The organism is Methanosarcina sp. MSH10X1, from assembly GCF_004099695.1.
GTDB lineage: Archaea > Halobacteriota > Methanosarcinia > Methanosarcinales > Methanosarcinaceae > Methanosarcina.
This window is the reverse complement of record NZ_SCHL01000018.1, coordinates 43,403-69,825: the sequence shown is the minus strand read 5'-3', so window position 1 is coordinate 69,825 and position 26,423 is coordinate 43,403. Positions and strand designations below refer to the sequence as shown.

Sequence of the window (26,423 nt, the reverse complement as noted above, 5' to 3'; positions counted from 1 at the left end):
CAGGATCTATAACTTTTTGAAAAATGAGCGGAGCAGGCAGAAAGAACCAAAGCCCGCCAAGTTTTTTAAAAGCGGCAAGAAAGAGGTAAAATTGCCAAAAGAAGATCATTCCGAAGAGATATACAGGAAGATCGATGTGCTGCTGGACCCTAAGAACTGAACTCCGGATAGCCATAAGGGATTTAGGAAAGCTTCTGTAAAGTAGTTGTTTTAGGAGTTTTTTGGAGATTAAAGTATGAATGATAAACCTGAAAAATTAATCGCTGATGATGGGCTGCGCCTTGACGGGAGGCATGCGGATGAAATCAGGCCCATGAAAATCGAGATCGGCGTACTTTCACGAGCCGACGGTTCATGTTATCTTGAATGGGGACGGAATAAGATCCTTGTAGGAGTATTTGGCCCGAGAGAAGCTCACCCCCGCCGTTCGCAGCGTGCAAATACTGCAGTTATCCGTTACAGATACAATATGGCTTCTTTTTCCGTAGAAGACCGTGCCAGGCCGGGGCCAAGCAGAAGGAGCATTGAGATTTCAAAAGTTTCCAGGGAAGCCTTTGAGCCGGTAATTATGGCAGAGCTTTTCCCGAAGACTGCAATTGATATTTTTGTGGAAGTGCTCCAGGCTGATGCAGGAACGAGAACAGCAGCTATCAATGCCTCAAGCATAGCTCTGGCTGATGCAGGTATTCCTATGAAGGGACTGGTTACTTCCTGTGCTTTTGGGAAAGTTGACGGGCAGATCGTACTCGACCTCAACAAGGAAGAGGACAATTATGGTGAGGCAGATTTTCCTGTTGCTATGACCCAGGATGGAGAAATTACCCTGCTCCAGATGGACGGAAATCTTACTCCGGACGAAATTAGGAAAGGCTTCGAACTCGTAAAGAAGGGCTGCAAGGAGATCCTTGAAATCCAGCAGGCAGTTCTGAGAAAGAAGTTCGAAACGCCCGTTGAAGAGCCTGAGGAAGAAGCTGAAGAGGCTGAGCTTGAAGTCACGGAAACCGAACCTTCTCTTGAATACGCTACGGAAGCAGCGGCTGTAGAAGAGGTTATTGAGGAAGCCGAGGAGTTAGAGGAAGAGCTTTCCGAGGAAACCTTTGAAGCCTGCGCTGTTGATGAGGAAGCTCCCGAGTGCGAGAAACTCGAAGAGATTATTAAAGAAGCCGAGGCGAAAGTAGTAGAAGGGGAAGTTATAGAAGAAGTAATTGAAGCCGAAATTGAAGAAGAAGCTTTTGAAGAAGAAGCTGAGTTTGAAGCTGCTCTTGAGGCTTCTTTTGAGGAAGTTTCCGAACCCGAAGAGACCGAGGCGTTTAAGCCCGAAAAACCCGTTTGCGAAGAAATGGGATTCGAGTCTGAAACTGAGGAATTTGCTGAAGAAGCAGAGGTTGAAGAAGAACCTGAGCTTGAAGAAGAAGCCGGGATGGAAGAAGAGCCTGAACTCGAAGAGGAAGCCGGGATCGAAGAGGAGCTTGAGCTTGAAGAGGAACCTCAGTTTGAAGAAGAAGCCGGGCTTGAGGAAGCTGCTTTAGAAGAAACTCCTGAATCCGAGCCAGAGGTCGAGTCCGAAGCAGAATCCAGGGAAACGGCTCCTGCCGAGCAGGCAGTAGAAGCCGAACAGGAGCCTGAAGAGGAAAAGTCCAGAGGGCCCTGGAAGGTAGTAAAAGACCCCTCTGAATCCGGAAGCAGAGGTGAAAACGATGAGTGAAATTATCGCCACACTTAAGAAAGACTACATTTACAACCTTATGGTTAAGGGAAAACGCCAGGACGGGCGCGGATTTAAGGATTTCAGGGATATCAAGCTCGAAACAAATGTTATCTCGAAGGCTGAAGGTTCGGCAAAGGTGACCCTGGGAAACACCCAGGTGCTTGTAGGGGTTAAGCTTCAGACAGGTACTCCTTTTCCGGACTCTCAGGATGAAGGCGTGATTATTACCAACCTGGAACTGAATCCTATTGCTTCCCCGGAGTTTGAGCCAGGGCCACCAAGGGAAGAAGCAATCGAAATGGCAAGGGTTGTAGACAGGGGTATCCGGGAATCGGGCGCAATTAATATAAAGAAGCTTTGCATAACCGTTGGAGAATCCGTCTGGATCGTCTTCATAGATGTCCATATCCTCAATGAGGATGGAAATCTCATTGATGCGTCCTGTCTAGCTGCTATTGCGGCGCTTATGACCACGGTTGTCCCGAACGAACAGCATGGAATCGGGCAAAATGTGCCCCTTGCAATGAAAGAGCTTCCTGTGGGCGTGACTCTTGCCAAGATAGGTTCAAAGCTTATGGTGGACCCTTCACTGGATGAGGAAGCCGTTTGTGAGACAAAACTGACTGTGGTTTCAGGCTCGGATGGAGCCGTTGCCGGCATGCAGAAAATGGGCTCTGCTTCTTTTACCGAGACCGAGGTGCTGGAAGCAATCGATATGGCATGCGAAAAGGCAGCCGAAATCAGAGAGCTTTACCTGGAAAGTCTTGTAAGGCAGGAATGATTCAGACCGGAATGATTCTGGCAGGACTAATTAAATATAAATATGAAATGCCAGTATTACGGTCTAAGTACACGTGCAATAAGTGACAAGCAGAATCAGGTTTTAAGGGACCCGACCCATAGCCAGCAGATTCCGGCTTAAGTCGCTTCGGATTAAACGTTTACATTTTAAGGAGTTATTAACGATGGCAAAAAAGTTCACTAAGAAAGGAAGGATTTCCAGATCAGCAGGCAGATTTGGTCCAAGATACGGCAGAAAGGACAGAAAGCTTGTTGCAGACCTGGAAGAACGCATGCGAGCCCCGCACGTATGTACAAAATGCGCCCGCCCAACTGTGAAAAGAATCGGGACCGGCATCTGGAAGTGCAGCAAATGCGGACACACCTTCGCTGGCGGAACCTACATCCCGTATACCAGTGTAGGTCAGACTCTGTTGCGCACGATGAAGAATGTTGCTGAGGCAAAATAAATCTATAAGGTTGTGGTTGTATGGGTTACAAATGCACTCGATGTAAACAGAAAGTGGAAATTGACTACGAGTACACAGGTATAAGGTGTCCCTACTGCGGGCACAGAATCCTGGTAAAAGAACGTCCTACAACCATTAAACGCATTAATGCCGAGTAAATATCTTACTCCTGGCAAATAAAATATTAGATAAAGACTGGGCTTCTGTGAATATTAGCCCTCCTATCTAATAATTTGATGCGTAGGACAAATGAAAAGTAGCGTTTTCTACTCAGATAATATTATCAAGCTCTTTTTTATTTTCTGTACTGGTAGTGGCAATAAGCAGTTGCTATCTGTTTTTTCCCGGTTATGGCTTAGGGCTTCTCTAAAGTACCCTTTTGCATGGCCCTAACTTCCTCTAATCCGATTGCCTGTCCACCGACCCCCCAGCTTCCGCTCTTTACTTCCTGGACTACTACTAATGTATAGCTACGGAGATTTTCTCCCATGAAAGAAACTATAACGTCTGTCACGTCCTTAATAAGCTTCTCGATCTCTTCCTCAGAGAATACACCTTCAATGAGTTTGATATCAACAAGTGGCATTTCTCTCTACTCCCCTATGTACGGTTTGAATTTTTATATTTTCATTTTTATTTAATACAATTATATAATATGTCCTTCTATAAATATACTATTTACAAAGAGAATCGGAAAGTGTTCTAAAAGGTTGCTAAAACCCAAAAATTTTCTTAAATATGTGGCAGCATTTCAATAAACAAAAATATGTTTTTGGCACTATTTCAATAGACAAAGTGCGCATATGAAATGGAATCAACTAATAAAGGCAACTCTTATTCTCAGTTAAATTTTACTAAAGGACAATATATTTTCCCTATAAGTTGAAATTCATATAGATAGGGCATTCACTCAATTTTTATTCAAAAACAGACTGATTTTATGCGTTCTGCTATGAGCTACAACCCTGACGCAATTGTAACCTGAGGCTTATGCGCATGGTTATTGAGAATAAACAAAAAATAAAAACGCCTTAAAATAAAAATACCTTTAAAATGAAAACAAGAAAATAGCAATCTTTACAACATAACTATTAACTTCTCATATCATTGCGCTTCATAAGATCTCTGGTATTCCATCCCTGTTTTAGTATATCCTGCCCTTGAACCTCTAAAGGATAATCTGTCAATACGATCCCATATAACAACCCATAAATATTTAGCATATGAAAAAGGATAATCCACCCAGAAAACCAGTTTCCTGAAAAGCGATAGATTTCCATAGTCCTCTATTAACATAGATTCGCTTAGAAATCCTCTCCAGACAGGGGATTTTTGCATATGTTTCCATCGCCTGAACATGTGACCTGTTACGAAGAAGGTAAAAGCGATTGCAAATATTCTTTTAGTCATATTTTTCACCCTCAAGGACCCAATAAATGTAATAATAGGTTTACAGGAAAATGTATTAAAAGTAACGCGTTTCTTACAGATCGTATCTTAACCGAATATAAATGAATATCTTTTCAAAATTACACTTTCTTTTAAGAATTATACTTTCTTATACTTTCTTTCTCCCCATTTTCTTTCGCACATACCTTAAAACCCCATAAGAACAACCCAACAGAAGCATAATTTTAACCGGTTTTTCACCTGCTTTGAGGAGTTCTTCGATTTTTTCATGATCGAATTTCGGTTTCTGACCTCTCCTCTTTGGAGGAGATCGGCTTCTCATTAAGATTCCACCCCTTGATATAATTTACTTTACTTTCAAGTTTACGAGGGCTGCTCATTTACAGGTTCAACTGTAGCTGAAAAAATCCTTAGCTTATACAGACCTGAAAGAACCCCAGGAAGGTTGGAAAAATATCACTTAACAGCCCAATATTATCCTACCCCACAATATAAGGTTATTATAACAAAAATATAAAAGCTTTTCATATTAATTATTAATTTGAACTATTAATATTTCCTGTATCTATTAGGTAATCAGGAATAAAATAAGTAAAGGGCTATTGAAAGGTTTATTTTCAAGCTTTATATGTATTTCTCAAGAAGATTTTGCTCTAAAGTGAAAGGTAATCGGTCATAAATTGTGTGTTCCTCTTGTAGGAAGAACGAATCAGTTTAAAAGTATATTATGAAGGGACTAAGAGAAACAATATAATTCAAGTTATTATAAAATTCTAACAGTATATTTTCTCTCTGATTTCAGTCTCGTTTATGTTGTAAATAATCTTCAAATCCAAAGTAAAATTCTCGGAATTCTTCGATATAATTTACAATATCTTTAAAATCATCCGGTATGCCGTCAGTGCGGATAAAACGTGACGTTTCTTGTTGAATATATTCACTCTCAAAAATAGACCTTATATCAGATTTCTCTGAGCGTCTAATCTGAAAAATTAGACGCTCAGTAACCCAAGTTGGGTAATTTTTCATGATATAAGTACCGATAATCCATAAGTATATTAAAGAATGCTTTAAAGTTTCGTTGTACTTAAATCGACATATGTATATTTTGCCATCTTTTTTACTAATAGGTAACACTTTTACACATTCAGGTTCTTCTAATCCTGTACGATGAGATTGATGACTCAAAATTGCCTGTTTATATTCCAGCACAAGGCTGTAATTACTTATATTACCGAAAAAAATTATAGTTTTCTCATCATCTATTTTTTTAATATTCCAAGCTTCAAAATACATTTGCAAATCTTCTCTGAAAAATTTATTTATTTTATCTAAGTCTTTTCTTGTAACGTCGTTCCAACAAAATAGGGATTCCTTTTTTTTAGTTGCTTTTTCAGCTATTTCGAATAACATTTCAGCTATTGTCGGAGTTTTCCGGTTACTCCAATCTCCTCCTATTAGGCTCAATTGATTAGGGAGAATCATACGTAATTGACGAGATATGGTTTTATGATAAGTAGTCCTAATCTTCTGAACATACATATACCCAATATAAAATAGAAGCTCACACGAAACAGATACAGTCAATTCATCAGAGTTAGTATCAATACTACCAATACAGATTTCCCTAAACCCGTTTGTGATATTCCAAGCAATTGGGTATTCAGGCAAACTAATGTTACTATTCATTACAGGCCAAGGTACTGGATAATATCCGATTTTAGTTTTTTGATTCATTGCTATAAAACCTAAAGATTTCAATTCAATGATAGCTTGAGTAGTTGAATCTTTTAGATTGTTCTTAAGACTAAGGTTTCCAAGTCTCCTGATGCCGGTTGTAATGGACATAACTTCGTCAGGCAATGATTCTTTCAACGCACTACGACCTAATTCGCCTAATCTAGAAATATTATCTGAAGAAACAACCTCATTTCCAGAATTAATCGCAACTTTTGCCTCGCCATACAATTTCGATATACCCACCTCATATTTTGCGATTCTATTAATTTTAATAGTAAATGGTATTATTGCTAGAACACAGAAAGATGCTAAGATCATGTCTAATGCTAAGAAATCTATATTTCCAACAGAATATAGATTAATTGAATGTGTACCTATTTTCAGTTGTAGTAAAGGTAAAGTTATACCCTTATTTTCCAAAAATAAAAACAAGTTGAATGAATATTTACCTGTTATCAATTGCCATATAGGGAAAATTATACCAAAAGAGAACAAAACCATGTACGTTTTTGTCCATTTGTCCATAACTTTATCTAGTGCTGTAAATATTCCCATCGTTTGAGCACCGAAGATGGAAATTGTAAATACTAGGGCAAAAAAGGCTGCAAGCCCTTGGGAAATAGAATTAAGAAAAGATTGAACATTATCTGTATTATTTTCATAAAAATTTGAATAGAGATGAGTCAGATAACCTACCAACAGAGAACAAATAATACAAGAAGTTACCCAACGAAAAATATCACTGCGTAATTCTTTTCGTATTCTTCGCTTAAGAATTATTAAGAACCTTTCTATTTTCTGTATCGGGTCTACTATTAATAACTTAAAAACTTTCAATATGAAATGTGCCAAAGATTCTATAGTCTCCAAAATGAGCCCTATTAAGAATCTTACTATATCCCAAAAAAAATCTCGATCAATCGTATATATAGCCTATCCCAAAAGTTAGTAGTATTTGTTGAAAAGTCAGAATTAGTATATAAAACCAGACTATTTGCTTCGATTTGAACATATTCTTAAAAAATAAATCATAACTTACATTACTCAAATTGCTTACTAAAATTCCTATCATTGTTTACTATTCGTGGTAATCTGCGGTAAAAGTTTAATATTCAATTTGCTGTTTTCCTATATTAAACTCTGAATGTGTACCCTATGTTTTTGTGACCTTAATGCGTTTAAAGACAAAATCCAGTTTTCCTTTTTTATGAGATATTGGGCTAACTCCATTACCTTTAGAAAGAAAGATAGTATAACTCCCTGTGTTTTCATTCGAGATTCCTATATTCCGATTATACTCGCTCCCAACTAGAAAAAATCTAAAATCTTAACCCAGCAAGTAGAAATTAATATATACTTCTAACCTGTCAGGGGAAGTATGCTAATTACTACCTCTCGCAAACCTTCTGCGCGGACAAGGACGCTTTGCAAGTTACTTTCGCGGTTCATAGCTGGCAGGTGTATAACACGTGGAAAGATGGGCATGCAGGAGCTTCTGGAGTTCGCGGAGGGGGGGCCTCTTATAGTCATAGGAGAGTACCACGGAAATCCGGGGGAGCTTGGCTTTTACGATGAAAACGGAAAGCTTCTTTTCTCGCTCAGGTTTACGGACTGGTATTCCAAAGAGCTTGATTCCTACTGGTTCCCGGATATCGAGCCCGCGCTCGCAGGTCAGGGTGAAATTGCAGACGCCCTTGGGTCTTATTTCCAGTTTCAGAGGGTTGAGAGCGATAAAATCGATCAGCTTCCATCCGATTCCACACTTATGCTTGTCGGGGAAAAAGATGTCGATTTTATGGGCAGCGGAAAGTCCCTTTTTAAGCTTAATATACGGGGTTTTAAAAAGTACTGACCTCCAGACCCCTTATTTTGACCCTTTATTTTAAGAGTTCGGTTTTATAAACCGATCTTTCTTATCGCTTCAAAAACTGTCAAAGTAATTAAAAACAGCATTTTAACAGGATTTTTCAGGAGGAGTTCCTTGAAACTTTTCGCAGAATTCACTTTTGAAACCGAAACCGCAGAAACTATCTACAGGGCTGTCCTGCCCGAACTTCATGATAACTTTTCCGAAAGGTCTGCAATAGACCTGTCCCTTGAGGACAAAAACAGGCTGGTATTGAGCGTAAAAGCCGAAGACGTCGTTTCCCTCCGCTCAGCCCTGAACACCTGGTTCAGGCTTATCCAGATTGCCCAGGAAGTCCTTGAAACCACTTCTGAGACCACATCTAAGACCACATCTAAGACCGATTCTCCTTGCCGCATTAGCTGATGTGGGAATTTAAACAGCAGAATTCCGGTGAACTATATAATATGTGGAAAATCCTCTGAGTGATGTTAAGATAAGCAGGACTAAAACCAGACAAAAGTTAAAAATTTAATGAGATTTCTTTTAGCTCGCTTAATTCCGGCAGGCAAAAAAAGAGAAGTTGTATATGCATCCCGGAATTCCTGTGAGGGCTGGAGGTCATTTCAATTCATCTTACACTTTAAACCTCTTTTTAAGCTCTTTCTTATTTTCGGGCTTTTCTCTGCCTTTATTTTTCTGTTTTTAATAGCTGCGCGCTCCGGACTTTTTTGATCTGGGGCCTTTGTTTGGTCTGAAAGCCCGCTCCGGGCACTTCTTGGAATCGGTTTTCCCGCGTACTTCAAAGCCCAGGCTGAAACATTCGCCTTTCAACTCGTCAATAGCCGTATAAAATCTGCAGTCTTGGCATGTAGGCATTTTAATTACTACCTCCAGATATGTGAAGGCACCTGGTTTTCATCCCAGAGTGTTTGCCCGGATACAAACCCTGAAGCAAAAAATCGCTCCTCCTCAGATACCATGAGTACGAGGATGTATCCCCTAAACAATATGTATCTGTAAATAAAAAATTTTTGGTAGGCAATCCGGACGGAGATAAGGGTTTGTGTCGGTAAATTGCCGGAGATTTCAAAACTAACTAAAGTTATTTATACTAAAATTTTGAAAGCTTTTGCCGGTCGTTTGCCGATTACTTATCTCTGTTTATCGGTTTTCCCAAAGGAATGGACACTTTGTTGTAGAGAGTTTTGTAGAGAGAAACTTTAACCGGATTTTTCAAGGCTGCTACTTAAGTCAGAATTCCTCGTAATCTTCAAATTCCACATCAAGCACAGGAAGCTCGATTGTTTTTCCTTTTTTATCGTAGCATGTCCAGCTTTGCTTATTATAGGGGCGCCCCACTATGATATGGTAGTTTCCGGTTCTTGAAAAGAGTTGCAGGTCAGCCTGCGAAGGGCTGCGGTTCGAGCCAGGATGGCTATGGACAGAGCCGGTAGCTTTAATATTCGGCATCATGTAAAGCCTTAGAATTGCGTTCGTATCGCTGGACTCCGTACCGGGCAATATAAGCACCTCACTGATAATGCCGTCTTTCTCCTGCAAAAGTCCGGCGAACTCCACAGGAGCCATGGATTTGCTGGCTTCGAGGATAAAGTTGAGGGTATCCCGGGCTATTCCCTTAATTTGCATAGAGAACTATTCTCCTGAAAAGGTATATCATTTCTGCGGTAATGGCTCAGGAGTTATCGGGCAGTGAGTTTATTTACGGTTTGCATAGACTATTAACAAAGGAAATTTAATTTCTCAGAGCCTGGTCGGGTTGAGGCTTCGCTCTCAGTGTTAAATATTGTCAGGGGGAATTGGAGTAAAAGATACTCGCTCGGTTTCAGATGTGGAAGCTCGCCTTAAACGGAATTCCGGAAGGGATATGGAGAAGAAGCTTGCAGTGGATACGAAAAAGGATGCTCTAAGGGATCTGGAAATACATCAGGAAAAAGATAATGATACACATACATCCCTCTATAAGGAATCGCTTGCAATGCACCGGCAGCTTGGAGGCGTACTTGAGGTCGCAAGTAAAGTCCGCCTTCGAACAATACATGATCTCAGCGTTGCCTATACTCCCGGGGTCGCCGAGCCGTGCAGAAGAATAAGCAAAGATCCTGAGCTTGCCTATTTTTATACACTGAAGAGAAATACCATTGCTGTTGTCACTGACGGGTCTGCGGTGCTCGGGCTCGGGAATATTGGACCCTACGCTGCCCTGCCTGTGATGGAGGGAAAAGCGATCATCTTCAAGGAATTCGCAGATATTGATGCCTTTCCTATCTGTCTGGACACCCAGGAAACTGAAGAGGTAATAAAAGCAGTAAAGCACCTTGCTCCTGTTTTCGGAGGCATTAACCTTGAGGATATCAGTGCTCCCCGCTGCTTTGAAATCGAAACCAGGTTGCGTGAGGAGCTCGAACTGCCGGTTATGCACGATGACCAGCACGGGACTGCAATTGTAGTTTTTGCCGGGCTTCTTAATGCCCTTAAAATCGTGAATAAAGAGTTAAATGAGTTGAAAATCATAATTTCGGGCCTTGGGGCTGCAGGAGTTGCAATTTTCCGGTTTCTTGTCCGGGCAGGTGCAAATCCGGCAAGAATTCTTACCTGCGACAGTAAAGGAATCGTGTATCAGGGCCGGAAAAATGGTATGAATTCTGTAAAAGAAGAGATTGCCAGGCTTACGGACCCTGAAAGATTGAAAGGAGGGCTCGAAAAAGCCTTCCATAATACTGATCTTTTTATCGGGGTCTCGGTCGGAGGTGTAGTTACCGAGGATATGGTTCGTTCTATGGCGAAAGATGCAATTATTATGGCCATGGCAAACCCTGTGCCTGAGATAATGCCTCATGCTGCAAAACGGGCAGGAGCAAGGATTGTTGCTACAGGCAGGTCGGATTTCCCAAATCAGCTTAATAACTGCCTGAGTTTCCCGGGCGTTTTCAAAGGGGCTCTGAGCACCTGCGCAAGGAAAATAACGCCTGAAATGGAAATGGCTGCAGCCCATGCGCTTGCTGAGGTCGTAACTGCCAGCGAGCTTTCCGAAGACCACATAATTCCTGACCCCCTTGACAGGCATGTAGTACCAGCCGTTGCAAAAGCCGTTGCAGATGCATCTCTTGAAAGTTGCGTTGCTAGGAAGAGCCATGAAGACAATGCCTGAGATCCCCCGGGTTCCGGCTAAAGTCCTGCTTGTAGCCATATTTCCCATTTTTTCCGGCATATTAGCCTCTTTTTTTACCTGGTAAAAGCCCTTCAATATAATATTGGGTTTGTTTCCTTCTCCAGTAGCAGATTCACAAACAAATCTTCAGAATTATTGTTTCGCAAATCATTTGAACCTGAGTTACATACTTTTTCTGTCATATATCGGAGTGGTATGGAATGAATTGCAACGATCTGAAAACTGGTCAAACTCTTGTCTGTGAGAGATGCGGACTTGAACTCAAAGTAATAAATGAATGCACAAGTGACAGCTGCGCTATGGGCTGTGCCGGCGATATGGACTGTTGCGGAGAGCCTATGAAACTGAAAGAATGAACAATAAAGCAAACGCAAGAGGTCAAATTAAAAATAAACAGTACAATAAACAGGATAAAAGATAATAAAGAAGATAAGTTACTGTGATAGTAAAGTAATAGATTATATAAAGTTATTCTAAGAAGAATTTATTAAAAACTTTCAATAAATGTCTATATTAAAAACCTACATTAAAGACGTTACCTTATGATCTTTCCTCGTTAGTTTTACATCCGTTCTTACTCTCTACATCCGATTCTCATTTTTCTATCAGATTCTTATTTTTCTATCAGATTCTCATTTTCTACATTAGATTCTTATTATTCTACATCAGATTCTCATTTTCTACATTAGATTCTTATTATTCTACATCAGATTCTTATTTTTCTACATCAGATTCTCATTTTCTCTTTAATTGTCTGTTTATTTTGAAGTTTTCAGGAATTCCTCAGGAGTTTCATGCGCATCATGGAGGCAGTATATCGAGGGAAGCGGGTTGCCTGAAGAAGAAAGTCTGGCTGGTTATGAGAGAATAAAGCTTGATAGGGAAACAACACTGGATCAACAATTGAGCCGGATAAAAGAGACCGGTTTTTGTGATGTAAGCTGCATGTATAAATTGTATCATTTTGCAGTGATTTTTGGGAGAAAAATTGTATAAAGTCAAGCAGATACTGTAATTTCTGTCCTGTCCTCAGATGCTGGCTTTGCAGAGGCTATATAAAAGCTGCCTTCGAGGAAGGTAAAACTCCGGAATAATCTGCTTTTTTTTAAAGGATGAGTGATAATACTAATGCAAAGGAGATAGAATATGCAATCAAACCTGATAGAATATTTCAACAAAGCTCCCAGGCTTGGCGTTCTCAGCACGTCCGGCAATGACGGACGGGTCGATTCGGCTGTATTCGGCTCGCCTCAGATGGTCGATGAGAAGACTGTTATAGCGGCAACTGCGAATAACCGTACCTTTGCAAATCTTCTGGAAAACCCGCATGCAATGTATACGATTATGGAGCCAGGAGACTCAATTACTGACTGGAAAGGCATCCGGGTTTACATGAAGCTGAAAGAGCATTCAACATCCGGAGAACTGCTCGAAATGATCCGGACCCAGGCTGCCAATTTCGTAGGCGAAGAAGGCGCAAAGCTGATATACGCTGCTCTGACCTTCGAGGTGTATGAAGTCAGGCCTCTGGTAGATTTCGGGCAGGGCTGGGAGAAATCGATCTGAATTCAAATCCTCCGAATTGAACGAGAAGATAACCGGACAGTAGCCGGGAAGCGGAAGGATCACAGGTTAAAATTTACAGGCTCGCTTAAAAACGTATGCCCAGCCTCCCGACCTGCAATCCTTCTCTAATTCCGGAATCGGGAAAAACGGAGTTTTCTGAAGAAACCCAGGCTGCCAGCCAGGATCAAGTTAACTTTTCCTTCAGGTTAATATTCTCAGTAAGCTGTGAACAAAATATAGGACCGCCAGTATATTCTTTGACATCCTTTCCTCTTCAAGCTCTATTTCTAATTATTATTGGATTCTTATTTATATTTCTCTAGTTATTATATGTCAGTAATAATAATCTCTTTATGATGCCAGTAGCTTTTTTCCAGTCTCTTATCTTTGTTACGGCAGCCGTTAGTTGAATCATTGCTAGGGAAAAGGGGGCAATCGAGCATGCATGAAGGTCATGAAGGAATGATGATGGAAATCTGGGAAATTCTTCCCGAAAATCAGAAAAAAGAAATCGCTTTAATGAAGATGGACATGAAGATACTCTGGTTGGAAGCCAAAATAGCTGAAATGGAAAAGATGATCGAACTAAAGAGAAAAGCCATAGAAAACACCAGAAAGGTTCAGGAAGCACTAAGGAAATAAAAATTAAGGAAATAAAAATTAAGGAAATAAAAATTAAGGAAATAAAAATTAAGGAAATAAAAATTAAGGAAATAAAAATTAAGGAAATAAAAATTAAGGAAGTAAGATTGAGGAGATTAAGGGGATTAAGAGAGTTCAATATTAAGGAAATCGAGAGCTGCACTACAAAGAACCGCATATTCTGAGAATTACAAACTAAAAGCCAGGTTACAAATCGGAAACAAAATATATTCAAAATCGGAGATGACCTGAGAAATCTGCTAGCTCTCGATTCTTAGTTCCGGTTTTTCTGGTTCAACTTTTAATTGCAACCGTTGTGCCGCGACCGTTGCGCCGGTCGATCACGCCCCGGTTACAGCGGTCTAGATAAATCAGGGTTTTTGATCAAACTTTTTTTGAAAAAGTTTGCGTATCGCCGGTCGATCACGCTCCGGTTACTCCGATCTAGATAAAGCACGCGTTTTTGATAAAACTTTTTTTGAAAAAGTTTTCGCTCAAGCCTTTTTGTAAAAGGCTTGTAGGCTTGCAATTATTTAATCATTCTGAGCTCTTCCAGTATGCTTTTCTGTGTTTCTGCGATCTCTTTTAATGTTGCATTGATCTCTGTCATGAGGTCGATCGTGTTTTGTGTTATCCTTGATTCCGGAGTTTCTGCAGGGGAGATCTCGTTTTGCTCCATCTCCTCTTTCTGGAGTTCGCGTAGGAGTTCTCCCATTGCTCCGAATTCACGGCTCTGGTCGGCGTCGCCTGTCGCTTTATCTTCGTTATTCATGTCTTTAACAATGCTACAAAATATAAAAATAATTTCCGGTGAGTTGTGGCGCCCGTTTCTTCTGGATCAGGATCAACTTTCTGCCGGGTAATAACGCGTATTTTCGGTTTGTCATTAAGACCTGCTATTCAAAACTAAACTCCTTCAAACTCTCTTTAAAAAGGAGGCAAATATAACTAGACCATTAGGCCTAAAAAAACACACAATCTTCTTTTTTGAGTCAGGTATATATAGAACTTTAGCATTATATTCTATGGGTGGTGGGGAATTAGCGTATGTAACGGGATCTCTTTAAATTGGATAAAACCTCTTTGACGATCCCCACGCCCTAGAAAATGCTAAAAAATAGTTTTCTGGAATATTTTTGTTGCTTTTCTTCTATATCATTATCTTTTATATCATTATTTTTCTTTTGGCGGTTAGTCGATAGTAACCGTTAGTGCAGCTCTGATTTTTCATAAAAGCTGGCTCAGGATAAAACAAAAACTTTATATTCGAATTTTACGTACTTCTTCCCGCAACACTGTACATAGATGGGCATTAATTTTCCGTGGCGCAAAAACGGTTAAGTGCCTTAAAGTGGTTTTCAGGTTCTCAAAATGGTTTTGATACATGGTTTTGAGAATTCAGCTAATTCAAATTCTTCTCAAGTTTACTTGTTTACTTCAGGATTTATGGAAGTTTATTAATATTATCAATTTGTTAAAATATTACCCGCGATTCGAGATGATTTATTGACTGATAAAAAACTGTTAATGGGTAATGAAGCCATTGCACTTGGAGCAATTGAAGCCGGCGTGCAGGTGGTTACGGGATATCCGGGAACTCCTTCGACTGAGGCTCTGGAAACGATTATCCGGTATGCGGACAGGTGCGGTATCTATACCGAGTGGTCCAGCAACGAAAAGGTTGCGCTTGAAACAGCGGTGGGGGCGGCTTATTCCGGGGCAAAGGCGCTTGTGACCATGAAGCAGGTAGGGTTGAATGTTGCATCCGATCCCCTCATGAGCCTGAGCTATATCGGGGTAAAAGGAGCCCTTGTCCTGCTTGTTGCCGACGATCCCGGACCTCATTCCTCACAGACCGAGCAGGATACGCGGGCATTCGGGCACTTTGCAAACATTCCTGTCCTGGACCCTGCAACCCCTCAGGAAGCATATGAAATGACAAAGCTGGCTTTTGAGCTTTCGCACGAATTCGAGATTCCCGTTATCCTGAGAACCACCACGCGGGTTTCTCACAGTTGCGGGGACGTTGAAGTTGCAGTTGCAGAACCTGAGCCTGTTGAAGCTGTTGGCGAGGGTTTTGTAAAGGACAGGCGCTGGACGATCTTTCCGAGGCTTACCGCCGAGCGGCATCCCTGGCTTGAGGGCGTGCAGGAGCAGCTTTCCGAGCGCTTTTCCGAGCTTCCTTTCAATTCGGTTTCAGGCACGGGAAAAATCGGGATTATTGCCTCAGGCGTCTCAGCGCTTTATGTAAAGGAAGCAATGGAGTCTGTCAGGTATTCTGAAGAGCTTTTTACCCTCTTCACAGTCGGGACGGTGTACCCGTTTCCTGAAAAAGCAGCCCTTTCCTTCCTGAAAGAAATTGACCGGTTGATAGTGGCTGAAGAGCTTGACCCTTATCTTGAAGAGCAGGTGCTCCAGCTCATAGGAAAAGCGCATTTACCTGTCGACGTCTACGGAAAAAAGAATGGCTTTTTCCCTGTGGGCGGGGAATACAATGTGAACCTTGTAACTGACGGCATTAATCTTGCACTCTCAGCTTTCGGGGAGAGTTTGCGCCTTTCCAGTGCCGTTCCCGCCATCTCAAAGGAAAAGCTTCCGCCGCTTCCGGTCCGGGCTCCGACTCTCTGTGCCGGCTGCATGCACAGAACCGTCTTTTACGCTTTCAAGCAGGCTGCAAAGCAGCTTAAGAAAGAAACCCAGGCTGACACGATTTTTTCCGGGGACATCGGCTGCTATACCCTTGGAAATGCCTATCCCCTTAACATGGTAGATACCTGCCTCTGCATGGGAGCCGGGGTAAGCATTGCAGGAGGGCTCTCCCGTACCAACCCGCAGGCAAAACAGGTGGCTTTTATCGGGGATTCGACTTTTTTCCACTCAGGCATCCCTGCGGTGGTAAATGCTGTTTATAACGGAGCCGACATCACGCTTGCCGTACTTGACAACCGGACAACTGCAATGACAGGTCACCAGCCCCATCCCGGCATAGGTCTGACAGCACTCGGAAGCGCCTCGAAAGCCATTGAGATTGCAGACGTGGTCCGGAGCTGCGGGATTGAGTTTATAAAGACTGTAAATACCGTAGAGGCGGACAGCCTTGGGAGTTGCGTAAAAGCCGCAAAGGAAGCCATGAATTTTAAGGGTCCATCCGTAGTAGTATTCAAAGGCAGGTGCGCAGGGATTACAAAGTCTGGCAAATATTATGAGATAAAACCTGAAGCCTGCACAGGCTGTGGTTTCTGTGTAAAAGAACTCGGCTGCCCTGCGCTTAACCTTGATGCGGATAAGCCCGTTATACAGGACAGCTGTAGCGGCTGCGGGCTCTGTGCGCAGATCTGCCCGTCGGAAGCTATCGGCATAGGAGGGGTAAAACTGTGAAATACGATATTCTGATTGCAGGTGTCGGTGGGCAGGGCGTCGTGCTTGCCTCCCGCATGCTTGCCCTTGCTGCAATGAAGTCCGGATTCCATGTAAGTACTGCCGAAACCATAGGCATGTCTCAGAGGGAAGGCTCGGTTAGCAGCCATATAAGGATAGGAGACAAAGTTTCCGGATCACTTATCCCCATTGGGCAGGCAGACCTGCTCTTAGGCCTGGAACCCGCAGAAACCATACGAAATCTACCTTTTCTCAGAAAGGGTGGAAAGGTTCTGGTAAATACCCATGCAATCCCTCCGGCATCGAGGCCTCCAGGAAGCCCTGAATATGACCCTGCCGCTTTACTCTCCTTTTTATCTGAGTGCTACCCTGAGATTCTCTGCTCCGATTTCACGGAGCTTGCAGAAGATGTGGGAACATACAGGGCTGCAAACGTAGCAATGCTTGGAGCGGCTGTGGGCGCTCGAGCCTTACCCTTTTCGGAAGAAACTTTAAAGGCAGTACTTGATGCCGAAATCCCTGAAAAATACAGGGCTGTGAACAGAGCCGCATTCGAACGTGCAATGAAGTGTATCCGATTTATCTCCGGCACCTGAACCGGGGAGCAGAAGGTGAAATTATATGTATGAAGCATCTACTGAGGCTGAACTTGATCCCAATGCCGAGCTTTACCATCCTGAAATCTCGGAAGAAGATTCCTTTGCAAAACTGAAGGCAATGCTGAAGCGCGTAGTTGAAAACAGCCCTTTTTATCAGAAAAAGTTCGGGGAAGCAAATGTCGATATTGAGAGCATAAAATCGCTTGAAGATCTGAAGCTTCTCCCATTCACGCATAAAGAAGAACTCAGGGATGCCTACCCGCTTGGTTTGAAGGCCGTGTCTGATTCGGAGGTTGTAAGGATTCATTCCTCGTCAGGAACCACAGGAAAACCCGTGATTATCCCTTACACCCGGAAAGACGTGGATACCTGGGCCAAGATGATGATGCGCTGCTACATGCTGGCAGGCCTTACCAATCTGGACAGGATTCAGATTACTCCAGGGTACGGGCTCTGGACTGCAGGGATCGGGTTCCAGCTCGGGGCTGAACGCCTGGGAGCGATGGCCATACCTACTGGTCCGGGAAATACCGAAAAACAGCTCGAAATGCTTGTTGACCTGAAATCCACAGCCCTTGCAAGCACATCTTCCTATGCGCTTTTGCTTGCCGAGGAAATTGAAAAGCGTGGGCTTAAATCTCAGATTCAGCTCAGGGTAGGAGTTATAGGCTCGGAGCGCTGGAGTGAAAAAATGCGCAGCCGAATCGAAAATGAACTCGGGGTAGAGACTTTCGATATTTACGGGCTGACCGAGATCTACGGGCCTGGAATTGCTCTTGACTGCTCTTTCCATGAAGGCATGCATTACTGGTCCGACCACCTGCTCTTTGAGATAATCGATCCTATTACAGGCGAGCAGCTTCCTGAGGGCACGCTCGGAGAACTTGTAATCACGACCCTCACAAAGGAAGGGGCTCCTCTCATTCGCTACAGGACAAGGGACCTGACAAGGATTGTTCCGGGACTCTGTAAATGCGGCTGTCCGTTCCCGAAAATTGACCGGATTCTGGGAAGGTCGGACGACCGCATAAAGTTCAAAGCTGTAAATATCTACCCCGGACAGATTGAGGATATTATTCATCGGGTTCCGGGCGTGAGCAGCGAATACCAGATCCTGCTTACACGCAGGGACGGCCGGGACAGCATGATATTCAGGGTCGAGATTGAAGGCGCAGAAGATCCCGCAATAAAAGAAAAGACCCAGAAAACCCTCGGAAAAGCCTTCAAAGACTTCATAGGCGTAACCGTGGATGTTGTGGGCGTAAAGATAGGAGAACTACCCCGCAGCATGAAAAAGACGAAAAGAGTAATTGATGAAAGGGAATTGTGAAATCCCGTCTTAACCCTTCATCAACCCATTTCTTACTTTCCGAACTGCCAGTATTATTAACTGGCTTTTACAACGATTAATCGGCTTTAACAACACACCTGATTTTATCTCCCTCGGCACCGGATAACTTTTCAGCAACTTTCTTTTCTTTCCCTGGACTATTTTTATACACAATAGTCCTATGTGGATATGGAATTTCTACACCTTCCTTATCAAAGCGCTTTTTAATAGCTTCCATGATTTCGCAGCCTGAACTGTACGCAACACTCCTGTCTTTGAACCAGACATTCATACGGAGATTTACGGAAGATTCTCCCAGTTCGACAACACTTACTTTAACTTCTCCTCTTTCCCTGAAATCCGGGTCTACGGGGTGAAGCACAGGGGAGTCAAAAAGTCCCATTCTTATGGTTTCGGACCTGATTAAGCTCGGCTTCACCACGTTATACTTAACTTCCTGCGGGGGCATGACATTGGGATGCTTTCTGGCTTCCTCGATCATGATTCCTCTTGCCTGGTCAATATCGGCATCATAGCTTATTCCTATGTCGATCGGCCAGATCACTGCAGGATCTTCTATAGTCCAGTTAATTATTGCTTCATTGCTGATTATGGAGTTAGGGATTATGAGCCGCCTGTTATCCCAGGTTATGATCACGGTATGCCTTAGATTAAGATCCGTAACTTTTCCGTACTCGTTCATAATATTCAACCGATCTCCAACCCTGAAAGGCTGAAAAATGGCAAGGGAAAGCCCTGCAACTATATTGCTGAGTGTGCTCTGGGCTGCAAGACCGATGACAATACCGGCGATTCCTGCCCCTGTAAAGAGAGCAACTGAGAGGCTTCGAAGTCCGGGAATGCTGAAAACTACAACAACAATTCCCATAAAATAGATTAATGCGACCACAATATGCCTGAACATCCGGAAAGACGTGGTATCCACATGCAGCCTGCTGTTTGCTCTTTTGAAATAACTATCCATAAGGCGGTTTACATTCCTTGCGACAAGGATAGTGATCAGGCCGATGAAAAGTATGAACAAAAACGTACCAAGGTTATCTGAAAACCAGGTAAATGCCTGTTCTAATCCTCTATCAAAATAAGATATATTTTCTGTAAAAGAGGACGGGGGTTCGGGGGTTTCCATGCCCTGAGTGATTGGCAAGAAGCTTTAAATAAATATTGATTTAAAAAGATGAAGACTGTAAAAAAGTAAAGGTTGAAAAAAAGGTTCTTCCGGCTGAACAGCAAGGAATTAAAGCAAATTTTAAGAGGATTCTTAATGTAAAAAGATTTTGAAAAATCTAAAATAAAATTTTGGTTAATCTTTAAAGTGAAACTTTCCCAATTATTTAAAAATTCGAAGAAGGAAATTCGTAAACGAAATCTCCTTCTCCGGCTTTTGAAGTTTTTTCCAAATTTTTATTACTTCCTGTTCTAATCCCTTATCATATCTTTTATTCTTTCATCTTCTATCGAGTTCTTTATATCCAGTCCCCGTATCCGGTTTCTCAGGCATACAAATCTTGCTGATCCACAAATACCCAGTACCCCTCGAAAGGCCTGACTTCGAACTCGTCAGTCCCCAGCTGGTTCTCGGTTATCGTTCCATTAAAGCCATTGTATCCGACATACTGATAATAGCCTGTAGTGTTATTGCCTGGCACCCAGGGTCCGACAACTTTTGCAAACGAGCTGTTATTCGAGCTATTGTTCGAGTTATCATTCAGGCTGTCGAGCGTTATGAACGCAAGTTCTGCAGGGACAGTAATATTTACAGGTGAGCCCAGAGCATTCCATCCAGGGTAAACCCTGAGGCTTGGCGGAACCGTAACAAGCTTCTTCTCAACTGAAGCGAACTGCTGGGAAGCATTGAACTGGGTTCCGTCAGGAACATTAATCCAGTATGCCTTCAGCGGCTCGATTCTTGAAACATTCTCAAAGCGTTTGCTTGAAGCGTTGTAATAGGTCAGAGAGTTGTAGTTTACTCCTGAAAGCAGGTAGTTCACGCTTGTATTATTAGCTTCAAACGGTATTGAGAAGAAGTGCCAGATTCCAGTCTGGTTTCCTCCGGTCTGGTTGACAACGGGAATACCTCCAGTCAGGTTATCGTCTGTCTGGTTGTCTTCTATCCCACTGCCTGGAGGAATGAGCACCCCATCAATCTCACAGATAACTCCGTTGTTTACAACGGTTATTTGCGTAATATTCACATTTTGTATCATTATATTATTCTGTTCGACATTTATCTGGAGTATACCGCCTCCAATAGTGGTGAGATTATTCATACTGACAAGCTGCTCGCTGGTCAGTGTTTCGTTTACGGTATGGTAGGAGAGAACCTCCCTGAGCAGTTCCGTATCGTTCATAAGCTCATTGCGAGTTTCCGCTGGCAACTTATTGAAGGCTTCATTGTTCGGGGCAAAGACCGTATAGTTCCCTGTGTTGAGGGTCTGGGTCAGGTTTGCAGTTTGCACGACATTTACAAAAGTGGTCAAATTTGTCTGATTCTGTGCTGCCTGAACAATAGTCTGGTTTATGGTCTGGTTCCCGCCCGTCTGGTTTGTGGTCTGGTTCCCGCCCGTCTGGTTATCTTCCGGTTCCATACCTTCTTCTACGGCAACCGTAAGATTGGCAACATAGGTTGCATTGTTAATCTCAGCTTCTCCGTTCCGTTCAGTTGTGTACCAGAAGCTGATATTGGTTCCATTGGTTACGTTATTCATTCCGAGGCTTCTGTTTGCCGGTATTCCGTCAATGTAAGTGAACCACATCTCTCCGGTCGTATTATTGTTCCTTATGCCTTCTATGCTCTTGAGCATGAATTCTGGAGTTACGTTTCCTGTCATGTCACCGGCCATATTTTCTTCCGGTGCCTGGGTAACGGTTCCTGTTTGAGTCTGGGTCAGATTTGCGGTCTGAGTTCCGGTTGTAAGATTTGCACTCTGGGACTGAGTCACGCCTCCGGTCTGGGCTCCAGTCATGTTTCCAGTCATATTCCCGGTCATATTCTGCATTACCGAGGCGTTAAAGTCAAGTTCTGTCGCATTGAGAGCCCCGAGGTCTGTGAGGTTATTCACCTGGTAGGTCCGGGTAGAGTTTTCCGGCCTGAACATGAAGGTTCCCTGAGTGAGATTTACGGTATCATTATACAGCTCGGTCAGTTCTTCCCCGCCATCGGAAGGAATTCCACTGTCCGGAGGGATGAGCACTCTATCAATTACGCAGAGGACTCCGTTGCTTGCAGGAGTTACCTGTGTGATATTTGCGTTTTCTATTGTGATATTGCCGTTTGTCGCATTTACCTCAAGTACATTGCCCTGAACGCTGGTAATATTGTCAGTTCTGGCAAGCACCTCCCGGGTAAATTGTCCCTCAGCCATATGGTAGGTCAGGACTTCCCTCAGCATTTCCGTATCATTCATCAGTTCGTTAACGGTTTCTTCCGGAAGCTCATTGAAGGCTTCGTCACTCGGCGCAAAAACCGTGTAAGGCCCTTCCCCGGTGAGGTTCTGTGTCAGGTTTGCAGCCTCAACTGCACTTACGAAAGTACTTAGGTTTTGCTGAGTTTCTGCTTCCTGAAGAATATTCGATAGCTCTTCTGCGGAAACCGTAATATTGGCAACATAAGTCGCATTCTCAATTGCGGCTTCTCCATTCTGTGCAGTCGTGTACCAGAAGCTGAGGTTATCTCCGTCAGTCACATTATTCATTCCGAAGTTTTCATCAGCGGGTGCTCCGTTTATGTATACGAACCACATCTCTCCGGTAGTATTGTTGTTCCTTATGCCCTCTATGCTCTGGAGCATGAACTCTGGAGTCACGTTTCCGGTCATATTTCCAGTCATATTCCCGGTCATGTTTCCAGTCATATTCCCGGTCATGTTTCCAGTCATATTCCCGGTCATGTTTCCAGTCATATTTCCAGTTATATTCTGCATTACCGAGGCGTTAAAGTCAAGTTCTGTCGCATTGAGAGCCCCGAGGTCTGTGAGGTTATTTACCTGGTAGGTCCGGGTAGAGTTTTCCGGCCTGAACATGAAGGTTCCCTGAGTGAGATTCACAGTATCGTTATACAGTTCGGTCAGGTTTTGTCCCTGCTCCATGCCTTCTTCTCTAATGCCTTCTTCCCTGGCAACTGTAATGCTGGCCACATAGGTTGCGTTCTCGATTGCGGCTTCCCCATTTTCTTCAACCGTGTACCAGAAGCTCAGGTTGTCCCCATCAGCTACAGGGTTCATCCCGAAGTTTTCTTCAGCAAGTTCTCCGTTTATATATACAAACCAGATTTCTCCGCTCGTATAATTGTTCCTTATGCCCTCTATGCCTTCCAGTACGGACACATTGGTCATATTCGCATCTTGCAGTACGGACACATTATACTGGAGTCCTGTTGCATTGAGAGCTCCAATATCCGTAAAGTTGTCTACCTGATAGGACTGGGTAGAGTTGTCCGGTGTGAAGGTGAAGTTTCCTTCAGTCAGGTTTACTGTATCATTGTACAGTACGGTTGCTCCTACCGATATATTTCCTGTCAGATTCGTCGTAGCCGTTGTTTCTTCATCCTGCGCAGACGCGATGCAGGCAGCCGCGCTCACCAGTAGCAAAATAGTCAAAGTATAAACTACAATATTCAATCGTGATCTAATCCTGAATTCCCCCGCTTAATCCCTTCAGCAGACAGCAATCCCTTATGTTCCCTTATGTTAGAGCTATACCCCGTTTTAATCTGCCTAAAGATTTATTTTGTGTGAATATGTATGATTTCCAACTTTATATATCATACAAAGAGTATTTGTATCTTCTTATTAATATTATTTTATAATGAATAATGTGTATTCTGTGAAATTTATTCAAACCCTTAAAATTTAAAGAGTCTTCCAGACTCTGCTTGTAGTTTCAATTTCTTTATTCGATATTGCCTGCAAAAAGAACTCTTTTGTTCGTATTTCAGGACTTAAATGCATTATTCTTTCCTGTCCGCTTATTTGCAGGCAGGAGTCAGTCAGTAAATAACTAAAAATTTTATCTGCGAAAAAGCGGATCTTAAATATAAAATTATTATTATTTTTTATTAGTATGTAAAAAATTGTCTGCTAATGTTCGAAAAAAGTCGACGATCCAAAATAAATTACATACTTTATATATTATTACTTTTGCCTTTTAAAGCCAGATCTATGGTTTTATCCCCGGCATGAATGGTCAGACAAGAACAGCTTCGATCAATCACGGCTGGTCTGATCCGTATTGATTTGATCTTTATTGATTGATCTTTATTGACTGATCTTTATTGATTGATCTTTATTGACTGATCTTTATTGATTGATCTTTATTGATTGATCTTTATTGACTGATCTTTATTGATTGATCTTTATTGACTGATCTTTATTGATTTGATTCGTATTGATCCAATCAGTAAGGATGAATAAAAATTCAAAAATTAATGAAAGGAAGGGTTACTTCCTTTCTTTGGCGTAGGCAATAAGTGCGTCTTTAACCCCATATTTGAATGCGACCACGATTGCAACTCCCCATGCCAGCGGCCTGAAGAATATATAGACGATGGTAGTGTCAATTAGCATGGTATCCAGGGCAACCAGAATCACAATAAGAAGCAGGAAGCCTCTGAGGAGTGGGATAATTATATCTGCTCCCTCTATCTTCATGCCCCTTACAGTTCCGCTCAGGTAATCCATCACTACGTCAATCGCAAGAATTCCTATCACCAGGATAAGGATAGCTACAAGGACACGTGGCAGGTACTGAGTAATATCTATCAACAGATTGGTAATCATGGTCAACTGCAGGATATCAGATGCAGCCGTGAGGAAGATCAGGTACCCGAATATCCTGACTACTCCAGCTATGACAGCTGATACTGTCAGCCCTCCGGATCTCAGCGAGGCTCCAATAGGAGTCTGTTCAAATTTCTCGTCCACTCCAGCGGACATGAGCAATCTCTGCAGTAAATCGCTGATGAAATCCACGATCAGCAAACCTATGAGCAGGACAATAATTGCCGAGATCACAAGCGGGATGTAGTATATTACAAGATTGACAAATTCATTCACAACCTGAATATCCAGGAGATCCAGAATGATTACAGCGAAGATAATGTAAATGAACCAGCGGATGAGTGCTTCAAAAAAGCCTATCGTACTCACCTGCGCCCGTCTTAACATTCCCCCAATTACGGTCCTGTCAATCAGGTCGTCAAGTCCTATTCTATCCAGTATCTTCGCACCGATCTTGCCAAGGAATTTTCCCAGTATTGTTCCTATGATAATTAGAAGAATTATAGCTACTAATGTCGGAATAAATGCTATGAACTGATCGAGCATATCGTATAAACTATCTATAACCTCTGTTTCAACCATATTAATTACCCCTATATTTTAGTTCTGAAGCTGACTATCTTTCCAAATTCCCCAATTTTTGGAAGAAATCAATTATATATTTAATACCTTATTCTATTAAATATATAATACATATATTTATCTACAGGCATATAAAAAGCTTATTTCAAGTTGAGAATCCGGTGGCATTGAGAACAATCCCATCTATTTGATAAAATCAGCAAAGATATTCAGGCTAAAAGCCGTACACAGGCTTAAATCAATGAAACTTTAATTACTGAGTAGTCCATTTTTATTAGAAAGTGAGGCAGAGATATAAGCATGGGGACTTTTGGAAGAAGAGGCTCAAAAACCGGGCTTGCACCTGGAACGCTTATCCATGTAGGGGAAAAGAAAGTCGAAAGGGTAGTAATCCGGCTCCTTGCATATAACAGTGAGAGGCTTATAGAAAGAGAGCTGGAGACTATTGAGGAATGTATTGAGTTGAAGGGACATCCCGAACTCAATTTATGGATAAATGTGGATGGGCTGGACAGGGTAGATATTATAGAAAAACTCGGAACATACTTCAATATCCATCCCCTTACCCTTGAAGACGTGCTCAATACAGGGCAGCGGCCCAAAACTGAAGATTACGAATCTTATATTTATACGGTTTTAAAAATGATGCTTCTTGACACGGATAGGGAAGAAATTATCGTAGATCAGATAAGCATCATTATCGGCCCCAACTATATCCTCTCTTTTCAGGAACGGCAGGGGGATGTTTTTGACCCTGTGCGGGAAAGGTTTGGAAATCCGGCTTCCCGCCTGCGGAAAAATGGAGTCGACTATCTCGCCTACAGCCTCATTGACTCTGTGGTCGACAACTACTTTTTGATTCTTGAGCACTTCGGGGACGAGATCGAATATCTTGAAGAGGGACTGGTAATACAGCCAAAGCCTGAAACTCTCAAAACCATCCAGAAATATAAAAGGGATATGATTACCCTCCGGAAATCCGTCTGGCCTCTTCGGGAGCTGATAAGCGGTTTGCAGAGGGTCGAGTCCGACCTTATCAAAGAAACCACCCGCATTTACCTCAGAGATATTTATGACCATACTATCCAGGTAATTGATTCAGTCGAAGATTTCCGGGATATTCTGTCTTCAATGGTTGATATCTATCTCTCCAGTGTAAGCTACAGGATGAATGACGTTATGAAGGTACTGACAGTCATAGCAACGATTTTCATCCCCCTAACTTTCGTAGCAGGTGTTTATGGAATGAATTTCAAATATATGCCTGAACTCGAATGGCGCTGGGGCTATCCGGCAGTAATGCTTGGAATGACCCTTCTCGGAGTCAGCATGTTTCTATATTTTAAGAAAAGAAGGTGGGTCTGACCTTCTTTTTTCGCGG

24 protein-coding genes and 1 pseudogene are annotated in these 26,423 nt (G+C 42.4%); 16 read left to right on the top strand and 9 right to left on the bottom strand.

Annotated features, from left to right (window positions below; translation table 11 throughout):
- From EQO05_RS12375 to EQO05_RS12355, 5 genes and pseudogenes are all read left to right on the top strand, one after another.
- Window positions 1-160, top strand: a pseudogene (locus EQO05_RS12375) (RNA-binding protein); the annotation flags it as partial.
- A gap of 75 nt (window positions 161-235) precedes the next feature.
- The gene (gene rrp41 / locus EQO05_RS12370; RefSeq protein ID WP_128506955.1) at window positions 236-1,705 is read left to right on the top strand and encodes an exosome complex exonuclease Rrp41; all 1,470 of its coding nucleotides are present in this window, start codon (window positions 236-238) and stop codon (window positions 1,703-1,705) included.
- Window positions 1,689-2,489, top strand: a complete 801-nt coding sequence (gene rrp42 / locus EQO05_RS12365) for an exosome complex protein Rrp42 (protein WP_128506953.1) — start codon at window positions 1,689-1,691, stop codon at window positions 2,487-2,489. Before rrp41 ends, rrp42 begins: the two co-directional genes overlap by 17 nt.
- 184 nt (window positions 2,490-2,673) lie before the next feature.
- Complete coding sequence (locus EQO05_RS12360) at window positions 2,674-2,958, top strand: 50S ribosomal protein L37ae (RefSeq protein WP_128506952.1); 285 nt, start codon at window positions 2,674-2,676, stop codon at window positions 2,956-2,958.
- Window positions 2,959-2,978: 20 nt separating this feature from the next.
- Window positions 2,979-3,116: a DNA-directed RNA polymerase subunit P gene (locus tag EQO05_RS12355; protein ID WP_128506950.1), complete on the top strand. Its 138-nt coding sequence runs from the start codon at window positions 2,979-2,981 to the stop codon at window positions 3,114-3,116.
- Window positions 3,117-3,313: 197 nt separating this feature from the next.
- Here the strand turns inward: EQO05_RS12355 and EQO05_RS12350 are convergent, their stop codons facing one another.
- The 3 genes from EQO05_RS12350 to EQO05_RS12340 form a co-directional block, all read right to left on the bottom strand.
- Window positions 3,314-3,544 carry a 4-oxalocrotonate tautomerase family protein gene (locus EQO05_RS12350; RefSeq protein WP_128506948.1) on the bottom strand — a complete coding sequence of 77 codons (231 nt, stop codon included), beginning with the start codon at window positions 3,542-3,544 and terminating at the stop codon, window positions 3,314-3,316.
- A 518-nt stretch (window positions 3,545-4,062) separates the two neighbouring features.
- Window positions 4,063-4,368: a hypothetical protein gene (locus tag EQO05_RS12345; protein ID WP_128506946.1), complete on the bottom strand. Its 306-nt coding sequence runs from the start codon at window positions 4,366-4,368 to the stop codon at window positions 4,063-4,065.
- A 798-nt stretch (window positions 4,369-5,166) separates the two neighbouring features.
- Window positions 5,167-6,978, bottom strand: a complete 1,812-nt coding sequence (locus EQO05_RS12340) for a hypothetical protein (protein ID WP_128506944.1) — start codon at window positions 6,976-6,978, stop codon at window positions 5,167-5,169.
- 508 nt (window positions 6,979-7,486) lie between these two features.
- Here EQO05_RS12340 and EQO05_RS12335 point away from each other — a divergent pair.
- Entirely contained in the window at window positions 7,487-7,960 is a 474-nt protein-coding gene (locus tag EQO05_RS12335) for an rRNA maturation protein (protein ID WP_128506942.1), read from the top strand.
- A 129-nt stretch (window positions 7,961-8,089) separates the two neighbouring features.
- Complete coding sequence (locus EQO05_RS12330; RefSeq protein ID WP_128506940.1) at window positions 8,090-8,380, top strand: KEOPS complex subunit Pcc1; 291 nt, start codon at window positions 8,090-8,092, stop codon at window positions 8,378-8,380.
- Between the two features lie 279 nt (window positions 8,381-8,659).
- Here EQO05_RS12330 and EQO05_RS15625 read toward each other — a convergent pair whose 3' ends face one another.
- A complete protein-coding gene (locus EQO05_RS15625; RefSeq protein ID WP_164888551.1) occupies window positions 8,660-8,833 on the bottom strand; it encodes a hypothetical protein in 174 nt (57 codons plus the stop codon).
- A gap of 375 nt (window positions 8,834-9,208) precedes the next feature.
- Window positions 9,209-9,604, bottom strand: a complete 396-nt coding sequence (locus EQO05_RS12325; RefSeq protein ID WP_128506938.1) for a Mov34/MPN/PAD-1 family protein — start codon at window positions 9,602-9,604, stop codon at window positions 9,209-9,211.
- 349 nt (window positions 9,605-9,953) lie between these two features.
- Between EQO05_RS12325 and EQO05_RS12320 the strand changes: the two genes are divergently transcribed.
- The 5 genes from EQO05_RS12320 to EQO05_RS12310 all read left to right on the top strand — a co-directional run bounded on the left by EQO05_RS12320 (window position 9,954) and on the right by EQO05_RS12310 (window position 13,355).
- A complete protein-coding gene (locus tag EQO05_RS12320) occupies window positions 9,954-11,126 on the top strand; it encodes an NADP-dependent malic enzyme (protein ID WP_370273790.1) in 1,173 nt (390 codons plus the stop codon).
- Window positions 11,127-11,347: 221 nt separating this feature from the next.
- Window positions 11,348-11,503 carry a hypothetical protein gene (locus EQO05_RS15620; RefSeq protein ID WP_164888550.1) on the top strand — a complete coding sequence of 52 codons (156 nt, stop codon included), beginning with the start codon at window positions 11,348-11,350 and terminating at the stop codon, window positions 11,501-11,503.
- 475 nt (window positions 11,504-11,978) lie between these two features.
- The gene (locus tag EQO05_RS15615; protein WP_164888549.1) at window positions 11,979-12,143 is read left to right on the top strand and encodes a hypothetical protein; all 165 of its coding nucleotides are present in this window, start codon (window positions 11,979-11,981) and stop codon (window positions 12,141-12,143) included.
- Between the two features lie 150 nt (window positions 12,144-12,293).
- A complete protein-coding gene (locus EQO05_RS12315) occupies window positions 12,294-12,713 on the top strand; it encodes a pyridoxamine 5'-phosphate oxidase family protein (protein ID WP_128506936.1) in 420 nt (139 codons plus the stop codon).
- Between the two features lie 441 nt (window positions 12,714-13,154).
- Window positions 13,155-13,355, top strand: coding sequence for a hypothetical protein (locus EQO05_RS12310; RefSeq protein ID WP_128506934.1), 201 nt, complete (start codon window positions 13,155-13,157; stop codon window positions 13,353-13,355).
- Between the two features lie 529 nt (window positions 13,356-13,884).
- On the opposite strand, the gene EQO05_RS12305 is transcribed toward EQO05_RS12310, so the two are convergent.
- Complete coding sequence (locus tag EQO05_RS12305) at window positions 13,885-14,127, bottom strand: hypothetical protein (protein WP_128506932.1); 243 nt, start codon at window positions 14,125-14,127, stop codon at window positions 13,885-13,887.
- Window positions 14,128-14,861: 734 nt separating this feature from the next.
- Here EQO05_RS12305 and iorA point away from each other — a divergent pair.
- Genes iorA through EQO05_RS12290 form a run of 3 tightly spaced genes read left to right on the top strand, consistent with a single transcriptional unit; the run spans window position 14,862 to window position 18,662 of the window.
- Entirely contained in the window at window positions 14,862-16,733 is a 1,872-nt protein-coding gene (gene iorA, locus EQO05_RS12300) for an indolepyruvate ferredoxin oxidoreductase subunit alpha (RefSeq protein ID WP_128506931.1), read from the top strand.
- Window positions 16,730-17,329 (top strand): indolepyruvate oxidoreductase subunit beta, encoded by a 600-nt coding sequence (locus EQO05_RS12295; protein ID WP_128506929.1) that lies wholly within the window; start codon window positions 16,730-16,732, stop codon window positions 17,327-17,329. The genes iorA and EQO05_RS12295 overlap by 4 nt, the downstream gene beginning before the upstream one ends.
- A gap of 25 nt (window positions 17,330-17,354) precedes the next feature.
- Window positions 17,355-18,662 carry a phenylacetate--CoA ligase family protein gene (locus EQO05_RS12290; protein WP_128506927.1) on the top strand — a complete coding sequence of 436 codons (1,308 nt, stop codon included), beginning with the start codon at window positions 17,355-17,357 and terminating at the stop codon, window positions 18,660-18,662.
- A gap of 76 nt (window positions 18,663-18,738) precedes the next feature.
- On the opposite strand, the gene EQO05_RS12285 is transcribed toward EQO05_RS12290, so the two are convergent.
- From EQO05_RS12285 to EQO05_RS12275, 3 genes are all read right to left on the bottom strand, one after another.
- The gene (locus tag EQO05_RS12285) at window positions 18,739-19,812 is read right to left on the bottom strand and encodes a mechanosensitive ion channel family protein (protein ID WP_128506971.1); all 1,074 of its coding nucleotides are present in this window, start codon (window positions 19,810-19,812) and stop codon (window positions 18,739-18,741) included.
- Window positions 19,813-20,176: 364 nt separating this feature from the next.
- On the bottom strand, window positions 20,177-23,302 hold the full coding sequence (locus tag EQO05_RS12280; RefSeq protein WP_240664646.1) for a fasciclin domain-containing protein: 3,126 nt from the start codon (window positions 23,300-23,302) through the stop codon (window positions 20,177-20,179).
- A gap of 819 nt (window positions 23,303-24,121) precedes the next feature.
- Window positions 24,122-25,042 (bottom strand): hypothetical protein, encoded by a 921-nt coding sequence (locus tag EQO05_RS12275; protein ID WP_128506925.1) that lies wholly within the window; start codon window positions 25,040-25,042, stop codon window positions 24,122-24,124.
- Between the two features lie 300 nt (window positions 25,043-25,342).
- Here EQO05_RS12275 and corA point away from each other — a divergent pair, with 300 nt between their 5' ends.
- Window positions 25,343-26,407, top strand: a complete 1,065-nt coding sequence (gene corA, locus EQO05_RS12270) for a magnesium/cobalt transporter CorA (protein WP_128506923.1) — start codon at window positions 25,343-25,345, stop codon at window positions 26,405-26,407.
- Window positions 26,408-26,423 lie beyond the last annotated feature (16 nt).